This is a genomic window from Halorientalis pallida (genome assembly GCF_049605515.1).
GTDB classification, from domain to species: Archaea; Halobacteriota; Halobacteria; order Halobacteriales; family Haloarculaceae; genus Halorientalis; species Halorientalis pallida_A.
On the sequence record NZ_CP187156.1, the window covers coordinates 140,924 to 154,043 of the forward strand.

Genomic DNA, 13,120 nt, shown 5'->3' on the forward strand with positions numbered 1-13,120 from the left:
GGTTCACCTGCTCCTCGTATTCCGGACCAGTTGTTAGCGGCCGCTGCGGACGCCTCTAAGAACCCACCAAAAAGCATTAGCAATATTGCAAACCTCTGAATGCTTGAAACAGACATTATATTGTTACTATGAATTCTTCCATGGTAATAATATCACGTTCCATTGACAATCTGTACTGAGCACCCAAACGTAACCGAATCCGCTGGAGAACCTTTCTAGGACCCGCTGTATCTTCCTAGATTTCATTCACACAGTCTACAGTCACAAATAATAACCTGTTGGGACTGTAACTGATAGCTGCAGATGTCCGATAGCGACGACTCTCCAGACAGTAATCCGTCTCGCGATTCTCACACCACTGATCAGCGTCCAGATCCGGTCGATGACACCGATCGAACCGAGTTAGCAGCCTCTCGTCTCTCTCGCCCTGGTAGTTCTCTCAACTCCTCTCCTCTCCAAGACCGCTCACCGTCCGGGTCGGAACCGATCCCGTTTGAGCCGACTGGTGGGTCCCAGTCCGAGGACGAAGACGATAGCACCCCCTCAGACACCAACTCCGGCGACTCACAGACCCAGGACCCGAGCGTCGACACGCAGACAGGAACCGATGCAATTGAAGCCACCGCAGAAACCGAGGCCCGTGAGTATATCGAGATCACACCCGTCCGGAGTGAGCTCTCCCCGCAGACCATCACCAGCCAACTCCGCGGACTGCACTCGATGGGTGACGGTCGCGAACTCCCGCTCGGCCTCGAAAACCATCTCGACTTCGTCGAGCCGGTCAACTCCTTCGAGTTCCTGATTCACAAGCCCGCCGGCCACCAGCGATTCCACTTCTATTTCGGGATCGACCAAGAAGACGACCTCGATCAACTCCACAGCAAGACCACCAGCCAGTACCCGTCGAATTACCGCTTCGACACCGACGACGTTGCCCTCTCAGAGTGCTTTGAAGAGACGCCCCACCTCTGTCGGTGGGTTGGCAAAGAGCAGAAACGTCACGACTGGATGATGCTGCTGTCCGAGTTCGACGACGACAGCGCCGACCGGTCGCCACTGTCGGATCTGCTCGAAACAGCAATCACGACCGAGAAAGAGTGGCTGTTCCAGGCGGTGTTCGAGCCCCGTGTCGACTGGACGCGGAAGGCCGAAAGCCAGAAGCGGAACCTCAAGATGGGTGTTACCTCCGGGTTCGGCTTTTTCGTCCAGACCTTCCTCGACCGGCTGGTCGGCGTCTCTGAACACGAACAGCGGAGCCGTCACCGTAACGACACGCCGGCCGAAGAAGTCGGCTCTGCTGAACAGGGGCCAGAGGATCAGTCTCGGCACAAGGCGACGCGGATGGCCCAGCTCAACAACAAGGACCCACAGACGAGTTTCAACGTCTCTATCCGATGTGCCTCGAGCGACGAGAAGGTGATCCGTGATGCAGAATCTTCCTTCAGCCAGTTGTCTGGGTCGTTCTACCAGCTCGAAGGTGAATACCTGGGGCAGGATGATAGTGAGTACCAGCGCCTGCTCAATCACGAGTTGACCCGGCCAACACCCACTGAGTCGTTCTGGAAGAGCAAGCCCATGCTCGTCGCGAACGCGAACGAACTCGCGAATTTCGTGACTGTCCCGACGATCGACTCACTACCGAAGGCTTCGCGAGGGGCCTCGGGCGGTGGGCCGGCTGCGCACTCTCCGCTGACAACGCCCGACGAGGAGGTCTTCCAGTCGTTCGACGACGGGATGTGTATCGGGAAAGCTGCCACTGTCGTCGACAGTCCCACCGAGTCCACAGGGCAGGAAGCCCTCGAATCCGTGGCTGAATGGCGGAATCAAGTATCTCAACGTGAGGCGATCCACCTTGATGCTGAGACGCTCACCCGGCACTATCTCCGGGCCGGCTCCACCGGGAGTGGGAAAACCGTCGCCGGCATCAACGATCTGTTGACTGCCCACGAGGAGCTCTCTGGTCCGACGTTCCTGCTCGATTCCAAGGGCGGGGATATGTGCGACAACTACCTCCGCACTCATCGCTACATCTTCGACGACCTCGACGACGTCGAGTACATCAAGATCCCCGAAGACAATCAGGAAGTCCCCGGTCTACCATTCTTTGACCTCCGGCCGCTGATTTATCAGGCCGGTCGTTCCCGTGAATCCGCAATCCAGGACACGATCGACCACTTCTACGAAGTCCTTCGGTTCGCCGTTGGTGAGGAAAAGGTCGAACAGGCGTGGGTCGGGAACGATGTTCTGAAAGCGTTCATCCGAACGCTGTTCGAGGAAGAGCGGGCCGAATATCCCGCTCCCGAGCAGGCTCGCCTCGAGGAAACCCGTGTCGGGGGTGATGCGTTCCCTATCTCGGATCTCTACGACATGGCCCTAGAGTACGAGATGCACAAGAGCGTTCCAGAAACGTCCTCGGCCACGGTGGCGGCATCCCTGCAACGCCACACTGAGAAGAACGAGCGGCAGTTCAAGAAGACAGCCGGCGCCGTTACCAACCGGATCTCGAAGCTGAACGACCGGGACTTCATCTGGCGGATGCTCGATTACAAACCCGAGTGGGACCACAATCGTGGCTGGTACGCCGAAGACGAGAACGTCCTCGACCTGCGGGAGATTCTCCACAGCAACAAGGTGGTGGTGATCGACACTGGGGAGCTTCGTGATGACGCGTCCCAGATGTTCAACGTGCTGTTCCTGAGCCACCTGTGGACAGCGATCAAGAGCCTCCACACGCCAAGCCGTGACGACTACGTCGTCAACTGTCTCATCGAGGAGAGCGCGCCACTGACCCGGAGCAACATCGTCCACAACAAGTTACTCCCGGAAGGCCGTGAGTTCGACCTGAGCTTGGGGCTGGTCATGCAGTATCCCGCTCAGGTCCTCGGCGACGATCCGCATAAGAACCGATCTGTCTACACGGAGGTCCTGAACAACATCAACACCAAGATCATCGGCAACGTCTCGACCGACGATGACCTGCCGGACAGCCTCTTCCACGGTGGGCTGGACAGCGACGAGGTCCGTGACTACATCCAGGGGCTTCCCGAGGGACAGTTCATCGCCCAGTTGCCCCCGACGGGCTTCCAGGAGCAACAGCCCGAGATTATGACACTCGAACCGCTCCCGCTGCCACCGGGACATGCTGAAACAGACTCGGCGATTCGTCCGATGGCCGATGCAACCCGGGCCAAGACTCGCCAGAAGTACTGTATCTCCCCCGAGCAGACAGCAAATCGGCTCACGCAGCTGGATACCCTCGGCAACGAGTCGTCATCGGAGGCCGGAAGTGCTGCGCCGTCGACGTCCACCGACCTTGACATTGGAGATGATGTCGATGACTCTCGCCCCGCAGAAGCACTCTCCAACCAGGAGCAGACGTTCCTGCAGGACGTGGTCGACTACTGGAACGGTGATCTGCCATTCTACGAGCGGGGCGATCCAATGGCAACCCGTGAGTTTGACCGGCGTGATCTCGCAGATGGTCTCGTCGACGATGAGTTCTTGCGGGAAGTCAGACTGGCCAACCGCTACACCTACTACTGGCCGACGAACAAGACACTGGCCGCGTTCGATGACCTCGAAATCGTGTGGGGAACGGAGCAAGGTGATCCACGGGAGAGCCCTCGCCACAAAGTGATCGTCTCTCTCCTGAAGCGGATCTACTCGAATCGGGGGTTCACCGTGAAGACCTACATCGGAGGTGACGATACGAGTGGTACCTTCGACCTCGTTGCGACCCATCCTCAGAAAGAACACCGGGTCGTCGAAGTTGAAACGTCTCGCCCAGATCGGGAAGACTCTCCCCTTCGGAAAGACGATGTCCTCGGAGACTACAAAAAGCTCGCAGAGTTCTGTGAAACAAACGAGGCAATGGCACTGTGGGTCGTCGAGAGCCAGAACGCGGCTCACCATCTCTTGGACATCCTCGAGGAGGAAGGCTATGTTGCAGATCACCCTTCACGAAACACTCAGGGGTACGGAAAAATCACAGAACAAACTGATGCTGGTTCTGGTCTTGACAAGGTTACCGGGTTTGGTATTATTCTTGATAGAACAGTAGGCGAGGGTCGCTACGAAGATCCTGACTCCTCCTCGGTTCAATAATCTCTTAGTTTCTTTCTTGCCCGCAGCTTTCCGCTTCAACAGCTGTGCGTATGCTGGTCTAGTGTTTCCAATCATATAGGAAAGTGGTGCGTATACAGCTGTAACCGCAGTACGTGGGCCGGATTTGATAGAAATTTCCACGGATTGAATACACCATTGTATACAGACTCAGACGGGCCTCTTCTTGCGGTTTTACGCAGATATAGGATAATATGAATACAGGATGGATTCCCACTCTAAAATCTTGAATACAGAGGTAACCACCAGACGGCGGCATGACGGCCCCCAATTTTCCCGATCTTGTATATATAGCCGTGTACTGCCAGTTATGGAGTCAGCTTGTTTTAGCGAGATTCTAGAGCAATCTGGTGTCTTGGTGTACCGGGTTGCTCGTGCGAAGGAATAGAGTGATATAGGCGGGGTAGGCGGGCGGGGAACCAGACGAAACAGGGGGTTCAGGGAGTAGGCAGCGATCTGGCATATCAGACAGCTGAGAGGGGGCGGGACATCCACGTTGTCGCGGGGATGGGACTGGGATGAGGGGGAGCAAAACGACAGGGGAGATGGTCGGAGAGGAATTTATTTGGGCCTTGATTGAGATGTTAAGAATGTCGATGGATCAGAGTGACTTCGATCTCGACACCAACGGTGAAAGCGATATAACTCTCGACGATTTGATGGAGGCAGTTGATGCGGTACTAGCTCAATATGACTCTTCGTCTGGGGCAGTCCCTGACACCGATGCGACCGACGAGGTCTATACGGTGCGGGTGGGGTCGCCGGAGAAAGAGTTCATCGATGACCTGGGTGCAGCGCTGACGACGAATAGAGCAGAGACCCTCCGGCTGACGATCAATCTGGCAGCGGCTCATCTCAAGGAGATACAGGCTTCGACAGGGGATTTGGAGGCAATCGATGCAGAACTGACGCAGGTTCGCGAGACGCTCCGGAAGTTCGACGAACAGCTAGCGACTGTCGATGATATCAGTGCCCAGCTGGATCGGATCGAGGACCGACTCGATCGCGACCAGCAAGAAAGAACGACGTCGACGGAGCAGGAACAGACCCCAGCCGAACAGACCGACTGGGATGCCATCGACCCCGACGAGTTCGAGCATCCCGGCGAAGGTGTCGAGGTCGATCTGCCGGATCCGGACGACCTAGACTGACGGGACACTGGGGGACAGTTCTCCAAGGGGGCCCGACGAGGGTGGTCGAACTGGGCAGAATCCTCTCTTCTTTTTCGAGCCGACCGCTGCGCTCGCAAAAAGCGCATGCGGTCCATCGTGCTCGCATTGCAGAGCTCCGCGCGATCGGGGAAAGCACTAGGTAGCACTCACAATCAGGAAGGGGCATGAGGATTATTGCGAGGGCTCCAAAACAATGTTCCAATGGGTGACGATAGCTGGCTACTGGGGATGGTCTGTTTCGACGCGGTGGGGGAGACGACTGTCGAAGATGTTCTCAGGGCCTTCCTCCAGAACGGATTCACGGCGGAAGTCGGCCAGGAAGAATCGATCGAGGCGGTTGCCGACCGTCTCCACGGTGAGTCGTCAGCAGACTCCGCTTCGGGCACCGAACTACTCGGAGCGGATGGCAGTGTCAATGTCTGGTACGATAGGGACGACGAGTACAATCATTCGAGACACACCTACACCATCGACTTCCACCTCAGTGACCCTGTCGACGATATCGCTCCAGTGACGATCAGAGGGCCGGGCGCCTGGATCGACCACACGAGACAGAACCACGACGTGCAAGCACAGGTCGAGGAACTCGTCGACGCCTTCGAAGCCCTCGCCGAAGCTACCGACCCGTGGGTGGCAGTCCTCGCTATCATGCCCGACGGGCGAAAAATCCCGACCGACCGCCTCCCCGAACACGGCATCGAGAAACTACCTTTCGTGACCGTCTTCGGCGCTGCGTTCCTCGAGCGTATCGGCAGTCGTGAGCACGTCCTTGCGACACCAGTCTACGAGACACGGGCACTCGATACTGGGAGTGTTCTTGTGCGGACTCGAGATCTGCCAATCGTGAAATTACCTCTGGATGAAGGGCCATCGGGCTCACCTGAAAAGCATCTCTTCGAGGGATTGTCAGCCGAGGACCACAATCGATTCGTCGACCCGTTTCACGAACTTGCTGAGGGTGAGCTCGCGACGGACCTCGTACTGTGTGAGGCTCACGCACCCTTCGAGTGGGAGGGGATGGACTATTCGACGTTCCCCGAACTACCTGACCGCGACGAGCACTGTCACGTCCTGTGTGTTCGGCGCCATGGACAGAAACTCTGGGAGGCTCATAACGGCGAGTTCATCCGTCGCCTTGTCGCCGAGGACGGCCAGCCTATCGGGGATCTCCCTGCAGGCGTCCCCCCAGATCAGGAGTTCATCTCGACGGCGATTCGCTCGGCCTACGAGGAGGACCCACCAATGCACATGTATCGGATGGACTCACTGGACGATCCAAGCGTCTATGCGAGCATTCAGGGCATGGATGCCATCCCCGAGGGGGAAAGTGTCTGGGCGGACCGGGAGACACCAGTGACGCGGTAGGTGGGCATACGAATTTGGCTCGCTAAGAGCGGAATCGTACGACAACAGCGGCTTATCGAGAAGCGTATGAGTCCTGGTCCGTTCTTCACTCGATTCTATTCCTGCATCCATGCTTACCGGTGTAACAACGGTCGGGCCCGCGGTTGCCGCTCAGTCAAGATCAAATGGCTCCGCCCGTCGATAGCACATCCGCATCGGCCGCCCCGAAGCATCAGTGGGTACCGAGTCGGTGTCTGGGAGGCTGTGGAATGCATCGTGATTCGCTCTGGCCGTCAACGCCAAGCCGAGTGCGTCAACAAGATCGTCGACCCCGATGGCGTGGTCCCCAGCGAGCTCGTCAGCCAGGGTTCGCCAGGTCCCTGGTTCGTACTCGGTACTGGCCGCCAGCGCGTCCAGCCGCGTGGCCAGCCCTTGAGCGCTCGTCTTATTGTACTGGAGGGGCTCGTCAGTGAACGCCCTGAAGCAGACCTCCGGGTGGCTCTCGATAATCGTCTCGTCGGCAGCCTCCTCGGCTAGCACCCTGTCCACCTGGGCAATCCCTGGAATGATGCTCGCGGCCTGTTGGGTGAGCCCTTTGCCAACCGCCTCCCGATTGATCTCGCTCAGCTCGCTGTGGCTCTTGTCGCCATCCAGTGCAGCCTCGACGGCCGCACGGCAGGGGGCCGGGAATACTGACGACGAGCGCGGACCGATCACCTTGCGAGCGAGACGGTCACACCGTCTCGACTGCGACTCATTGTGCTCGTCATGGCCGTCCGCGTCTTTGCTCGGCCCGCGCAATCCGATCGGGATGTCGACGAGGATGCGGTCGGCGGTGTCGCCGTGTTCTGTCCAGATGTCTTTGAACGCCGCGTACGAGTCAACACCCGCCTCTCCGGTGTCGGAATAGCCGACTGCGACCCACTTGCCGGCATCCCAGTCCACGCCGATATGCTGCCACGATGTGGTTGTCATATGGAAGCGTGTTGGTGGCCGATCCATAGCAATTCGGATTCAACTGATTGTATCGACACGGCCCGCCCCGCTCGCCGCGTTCCGCCCTCCGCGTCGCTCGCGACCGACCATTCCGGGCTGTCGCGGCCTCGCTCCGCTCGGCCGCGTTCCGGGCTAAAATGTATGTGCCCTCGGCGCCAGCGGGTATCCCCGTCGGTTGCGCCCCTCGCGGGCGTTTCGCGTTCCAGCGCTTGGTGCCGCCTGCGCTGTCGCGCGCCACTGGGCGGCGCGCGTTCTCGGCGACAGTCGCGCTGGACACGGACCCGCAGTCCGGGCCGGACACGAACGGGCATATCCCGCTGGACGCTCGCTCCGGCCGGGTCGCCGGAAGACTCACTCCGTTCGTCTTCCGAGCCCTGCCTCGCTGCTCGCGGGTCGCGGTGCTCCCCGCTCGCTAGCACGTGGCCTCCCGGCGGTCGGCCACGCATCGCTCGGCAGGACGGCGCGCGGTGCTGGAAAGGGGTCCGCCTCTCAGGCGCGCTCTCGCTCGCGCCCAGGGGGCGCTCGCGAAGGCGCGAGCGAGAGCGCGCAGATGGGTCTGTTGGACGTGACGTCGAGGAAATCCGCGATGTTGGAGCATCGCGGTGTCGGGCGCGTGAGCGCCTTCGTGATCTACAATGTACGGTAACAACCAATCGCAGAAAAAGGCATCGACGACTGAAAAAGGCGCACTGGCAGCAAAGGAGCGCGATCCGCGTGAGGAACAGATGACGGTGTCGCTGGCCGACAAGGTCAGTGGGCCGGAACACATCCTGGAAGACGTCGCCGAAACGCAGGCTGGCGACGAGCTGGACTTCAGACCGAACAAAGGGATCGACTCGCGTGGAAACTACTACGAGCGTCAGAACGACTACGACTGGACGCGTGACCCGGCGGTTGGTCCGGATTGCCGACACGGTGAAACGCTCGCCCAGCAGGAACGGCGGGTCAGCCGGGAAACCGAAATGGTGCGCCATCGCGAGGTCGCTCGTGATGCAGATACGGCCAGCCTCGAGCGGGCGGCGTCCTCCAGAGTGCAGAGTGGGGTTGACACGAACTACCAGCAGACGACGGCCGACGAGCGTCCCGACGTGGATCCCCAGGAGCAGGCCGATCCCCGTGGGTGGCTGCAACAGGACGAACTCGCGGCGGTCAACCAGGTGGCGTCCTCACTGGCGGAGGAGATGGGCGACGACATCCAGCTGGGCCGGGCTGGCCTCGCGAAGCTCATTGCACAGCGCGTCCTCGATGGGGCTGACGCCTTCGACGGAGCACTCGGAGTCAAACGATCGCTCCAGCGGCTGCCCGATGTGGCAGAAACGTTCGATGAAATCGATGTTTTCACCACTTGGAAGACGACGGTCGAAGCCGAGGTCGATCACCTCTTCGAGACGCCGGCGGTTGGGCAGTACCAGGCGGGGTACCTGCAAGACAACGAGGGCGAACGGCGGAAGTTCGTCTACTGGTCGAAGTCCCACCAGTCCAACGGGATGGCGACGCTCCGGGAGGGTGATCAGGTCCGCCTCGAAGGCGTGATGGTCAACGAGTGGAACGGGAAGGCCTGCCTGGCAATTACCGGGAAACACACCGACATCACCATCGAGGAACGCGGTGATGGGCCGATGCACCGGACCGGGCAGGCAGGCGACGATCCATCGAAGGCTCCCTGGGATGTCGAGTCAGACACCCACGCGTGGGTCGAAACGGTGGACGTCGACCGAGCGCTCGAGCGGTTCGACGGCTGACGACCCGCCGCCCTTTTTTGCCGTCACGCGTGGTGGCTGGCCGGCTGGACAGGGTTCTCGCACAGCGCGGGGCGCCACCGACAGACGCAGGCGTCTGTCGAGCCCCCGCTCGCTCCAGGCGTCACTCGCGGGGACGACGGAGCGCTGCGCTCGGCGCATCGCGCGCCTCACGGCGGTCCACCGTGCTCGCGTCGCTGCGCGCGGTCCCTAACGGCACAAGAGGGAGTGCCGTGAAGGCTCTGCGACGAGTGTCCCCGAGTCGTCGCAGCGGTTGTTTGTTCTCCCCATGTGAGGTGGAGGAGTTCTCGATGACGGAAGCTCCCGACAAAACGCGCGTATCGCCCGCCAACCAGTTCGACCCGGCTTGGCCCCAGGACATCGACGACCTCGACGATGTTCCCGTTCGCGATGAGTGTCAGACTGATACCGGTCCGGACGCAACACCGCCGGTCGAGGCAGAAGCCAAGTATGGCTGGTCGCTCGACGAGGCCTTCTGTGACGACACCGCTGTCACCGTCGTCGTGACCCAGGGTACCCGGGAGCTGGTGACGCTCGACATCGTGCCCGTCGAGTACGAAACACCCACCTGGACCGTTCGGACCGATCCGCCCCTGAAGTGCTTCACCGACGAGATCCAGACCGCCGTCGTCGAAGCGCTCTCGCTGTCGATGCAGCCACTCGTCGAGATTGTGTCCCTCGAGTCCTGACCGCCGTGGGTTTGTATTCCCTGAGGGAGTGAGAGGGAATCAATCCCGCTCGGAGCAACAAGGTATGTCCGCTACAGCACCTTCTCGGTCGTGGCACGGCGTCCAGATCACCCAACAAGGCGGCCTGTCGGTCGCCATCGTCGGTTCGCGATCGTTCCCGTTCGAGCAAGCACCCGTCCGCTGTGTCGAAGCCGTCGGCCAAGCACTTCTGGACACTGGCTGGCCAGTCGCTGAAATCGTCTCAGGGGGCGCCGACGGCGTCGACGCCGCCGCCGCAGCACTGGCCGACGTCGGCAGCGTTCCCATCACCGTCCTCGAACCGAACTGGGACACCTACGGCGAGGCTGCTGGCCCCCGGCGGAACACGAAGATCGTTCAGCGTGCCGACGCAGTCCTCGCGTTCTGGAACGGAACGTCTCCCGGAACGCGCGACACTCTCGCGAAAGCCCGAGCAGTCCTCGATGACGATCAGATCGCGATCTGTGGGATCGGTGATGCAGATCCGGACCTGCAGTTAATCGATCCAGTTGATCCAAACCAGTAGCTTTTAACCAACATCCGGCACGCAGAACCGCAGTTTTCGACGTTTCAGGTCGCAGTGTTGGTTAACGGTTTCTGTGAACCGACCCTCTGGAAGCGTTTGTTTTCTCCAGGGGGTGCGAGAGGAGCCATGACTGTCAGCACATCGACGTCAACGGACAAGATTCGGTGTTTCGGGTGTCGAGACCTATACGACACTCTTGAAGAGTACCAGCGCCACAGTAAGTGCGCCGACTGTATGCTCACCGGCGAAACGTGGGTGACAGTCGACGAATAACTGTAATCCAGCAAATCGCAGGCATTCGTTTGTGTCGCCGGACAGGGTAGAGGAGTCGGACCTCGAATTCCGACTTATCAGAATAGTGGTGATAATGTGGTTCTGTACTTTCTCACATTCAGGTGTTCAACGCTAATGGTGTACGAGAACTAACGATTAGCCACAGAGCCATGAAAATCAAATCAGAATGTATCTACGAACACCGGGACCACGGTGAAGTCCTCGTTCTTGGTATTTCCACAGAATATGACTCGTATGATACGACTGAGGCTGACGGTGTAGATATCGGCACATTTGTTCAGTATGCTCGGGAGTGGGATGGCTACGGTGCAATGCCAAGCGCTGCTACGAAGGCCCCGATCAACGAGTTCACTGAGGCTGTTGGAAACCAGATTCGTGATTTTGATCGGGTTTCTGTGAATGAGTGACACCCACTCTGGGGCTTGCTCCTTGTTCTTCGTGACCGCTGTCCAGCAGATCCTGAGCGTTCGTTTGTTGTCCCCGAGCAGGGTGGAGGAGTTCAACCATGCCCAGCGACAACCAGCAGACGGACGTACTGCCCGCCAGTCTCGAGTCGGATCTCGAATTTCGACTGATTCTCACCCTACTTGAACAGCAGGCCGAGCCGCGCGATGCCTCGCGTCACGATGGGGCCGCCTGTCGCACCTGTGGCCGCGGTCAGCTACCCACCGCTGAAGCGGTGGGCTTGTCGGTGGACTCCCGTTCTGTCGACACAGGAGTGTCGGACGCCACGTCAGTCGCGTTCACGGTCATCACCCCCGACTTCAGGGCGTACTGACAGAACGCCCCTCCAGCAGGGGACTTCTGCCCCCGCTGGAGTTTCAACGCCAGTTTTCGAGCAACGTTTTTCGCCGCGTTGTAGTCGGCGTTCACCGAGTACGAACAGTCCAGGCAGGCGAAGCGTTGCCCGTCGCGGTTTTCTTCCAGCGTACAGCCACACTTCGAGCATTGCTGGCTCGTGTAGGATGGGTCGACTGTCTCGACCACGATCCCGTGTTCGTCGGCTTTGTACGCGACTTGTTCCTGTAACGCATGGAATGCCCACTGCTGGAATTTCTTGCTGTCGCTGATGCGCTCTCGGATCTGCGCCAAGTCCTCGAACGCGATGTGCGTACAGCCGTGGCCGTCGGCTTCTGCGACTATCTGCTTGGAACAGCGATGCAGGTAGTCCTCGCTCCAGCGTCCGAACCTGTCACCGATACGGTGGTAGGTCAGGTGGGCACTCCGCGTCCCGGTCCGTTGCAGGCTGGCACGGCGTTTCTCGAACTCGCGGCGCTTGTGGTTGAGGGCGTCGGCGTTGCCGACGAACCGACCCGTGCTGGTCACGGCGATGTGGGCGTCGACGTTGCAGTCCACGCCGAGGACTCTCGAATCCTCGGCTTTCTCAAGACCGCTCGCGTCTATTTCCCGTTCCATCGCGGCGTGGAGGTAGAATTCGTCGGTTTCGCTGTCGTAGTGGACGGTGCTGGTCGAAAAGGAGTAGTCGTCGTTCAGCAGATACTCGCCGTGTGGGGTGCATTCGGGATCGTCGGGCAGGTCGTACTCGCATTCGACCCGCCCGTTGACGGTGGCGAGACTCACTTTGTCACGATAGTAGGTGGCCGCTCGCTTGTCGTAGACGATACTGAACGTATCGTATTCGGGCTTACTGGTGTTCTCGCCCTCGGCTAGCCGGTCAACGCAATTGCCAATATCGTCGGTAGCGCGTTTGATGGCTTTCTGCACGAGGTTCGCGTGGAGGCCGTCCGTCTCGGAGCGGAGTTCGTCGTAGATACCGGCTTCGGCTTCACTCTTGCTGGTTACACAGTCCTCGTCAGGATAGCGCCACGCCCAGTCTGCGGTGCGGTTGGCACAATACTGGAACTTGCTGTTGGTGGCGTGGAGGTCGCTCTTGCGATCGTCGGGAACGTCGAGACGGACGCGAACCGTTCGAGTTACCTCCCACGCCATACATCACGGGACTAGCCACTCTTTATTAATATTTTTCACTACGTTGGGGAGTCAGTACTGCTGATACTGGCAGGTCGTTGCACGGAGCGTACGCGCTACCTCCCACCCCTGAAGGGGTGGGCTTCCGCGCTGGTACCGCTGTGAAGCCTACGGCGCGACGCTGATCCGTGCCCGGCGTGGGCAGCCTGCGCGAGTGCGTTCTCTCGGCGACGTTCAGACGTTTGATCTGGCTGACGATGCCAACGCCCG

General features: G+C 59.6%; 9 protein-coding genes. 7 read left to right on the forward strand and 2 right to left on the reverse strand.

Features of this window, described 5'->3' with window-relative positions; translation table 11 throughout:
* The first annotated feature begins 720 nt into the window (after positions 1 to 720).
* From ACOZ4N_RS00560 to ACOZ4N_RS00570, 3 genes are all read left to right on the forward strand, one after another.
* Positions 721 to 4,104, forward strand: coding sequence for an ATP-binding protein (locus tag ACOZ4N_RS00560; RefSeq protein ID WP_424016125.1), 3,384 nt, complete (start codon positions 721 to 723; stop codon positions 4,102 to 4,104).
* A gap of 614 nt (positions 4,105 to 4,718) precedes the next feature.
* Positions 4,719 to 5,273, forward strand: a complete 555-nt coding sequence (locus ACOZ4N_RS00565; RefSeq protein ID WP_424016126.1) for a hypothetical protein — start codon at positions 4,719 to 4,721, stop codon at positions 5,271 to 5,273.
* A 222-nt stretch (positions 5,274 to 5,495) separates the two neighbouring features.
* Positions 5,496 to 6,659 carry a hypothetical protein gene (locus tag ACOZ4N_RS00570; protein WP_424016127.1) on the forward strand — a complete coding sequence of 388 codons (1,164 nt, stop codon included), beginning with the start codon at positions 5,496 to 5,498 and terminating at the stop codon, positions 6,657 to 6,659.
* A 150-nt stretch (positions 6,660 to 6,809) separates the two neighbouring features.
* Here the strand turns inward: ACOZ4N_RS00570 and ACOZ4N_RS00575 are convergent, their stop codons facing one another.
* Positions 6,810 to 7,613: a DUF429 domain-containing protein gene (locus ACOZ4N_RS00575; protein ID WP_424016128.1), complete on the reverse strand. Its 804-nt coding sequence runs from the start codon at positions 7,611 to 7,613 to the stop codon at positions 6,810 to 6,812.
* A gap of 752 nt (positions 7,614 to 8,365) precedes the next feature.
* Between ACOZ4N_RS00575 and ACOZ4N_RS00580 the strand changes: the two genes are divergently transcribed.
* The 4 genes from ACOZ4N_RS00580 (at position 8,366) to ACOZ4N_RS00595 (ending at position 11,328) form a co-directional block, all read left to right on the forward strand.
* Positions 8,366 to 9,376, forward strand: coding sequence for an SOSS complex subunit B family protein (locus tag ACOZ4N_RS00580; RefSeq protein WP_424016129.1), 1,011 nt, complete (start codon positions 8,366 to 8,368; stop codon positions 9,374 to 9,376).
* Positions 9,377 to 9,669: 293 nt separating this feature from the next.
* Positions 9,670 to 10,083 carry a hypothetical protein gene (locus ACOZ4N_RS00585; protein WP_424016130.1) on the forward strand — a complete coding sequence of 138 codons (414 nt, stop codon included), beginning with the start codon at positions 9,670 to 9,672 and terminating at the stop codon, positions 10,081 to 10,083.
* Positions 10,084 to 10,147: 64 nt separating this feature from the next.
* Positions 10,148 to 10,627: a hypothetical protein gene (locus ACOZ4N_RS00590; RefSeq protein WP_424016131.1), complete on the forward strand. Its 480-nt coding sequence runs from the start codon at positions 10,148 to 10,150 to the stop codon at positions 10,625 to 10,627.
* A 443-nt stretch (positions 10,628 to 11,070) separates the two neighbouring features.
* Positions 11,071 to 11,328 (forward strand): hypothetical protein, encoded by a 258-nt coding sequence (locus ACOZ4N_RS00595; protein WP_424016132.1) that lies wholly within the window; start codon positions 11,071 to 11,073, stop codon positions 11,326 to 11,328.
* Between the two features lie 250 nt (positions 11,329 to 11,578).
* Here ACOZ4N_RS00595 and ACOZ4N_RS00600 read toward each other — a convergent pair whose 3' ends face one another.
* Positions 11,579 to 12,871 (reverse strand): RNA-guided endonuclease InsQ/TnpB family protein, encoded by a 1,293-nt coding sequence (locus ACOZ4N_RS00600; protein WP_424016133.1) that lies wholly within the window; start codon positions 12,869 to 12,871, stop codon positions 11,579 to 11,581.
* Positions 12,872 to 13,120: the final 249 nt, after the last annotated feature.

Excerpts from the sequence above, each read along its gene's own strand:
- ACOZ4N_RS00560 (WP_424016125.1), top strand. The coding sequence starts at position 721 with ATGGGTGACGGTCGCGAACTCCCGCTCGGCCTCGAAAACCATCTCGAC.
- ACOZ4N_RS00565 (WP_424016126.1), top strand. The coding sequence starts at position 4,719 with ATGGATCAGAGTGACTTCGATCTCGACACCAACGGTGAAAGCGATATA.
- ACOZ4N_RS00570 (WP_424016127.1), top strand. The coding sequence starts at position 5,496 with ATGGGTGACGATAGCTGGCTACTGGGGATGGTCTGTTTCGACGCGGTG.
- ACOZ4N_RS00575 (WP_424016128.1), bottom strand. The coding sequence starts at position 7,613 with ATGACAACCACATCGTGGCAGCATATCGGCGTGGACTGGGATGCCGGC.
- ACOZ4N_RS00590 (WP_424016131.1), top strand. The coding sequence starts at position 10,148 with ATGTCCGCTACAGCACCTTCTCGGTCGTGGCACGGCGTCCAGATCACC.
- ACOZ4N_RS00595 (WP_424016132.1), top strand. The coding sequence starts at position 11,071 with ATGAAAATCAAATCAGAATGTATCTACGAACACCGGGACCACGGTGAA.
- ACOZ4N_RS00600 (WP_424016133.1), bottom strand. The coding sequence starts at position 12,871 with ATGGCGTGGGAGGTAACTCGAACGGTTCGCGTCCGTCTCGACGTTCCC.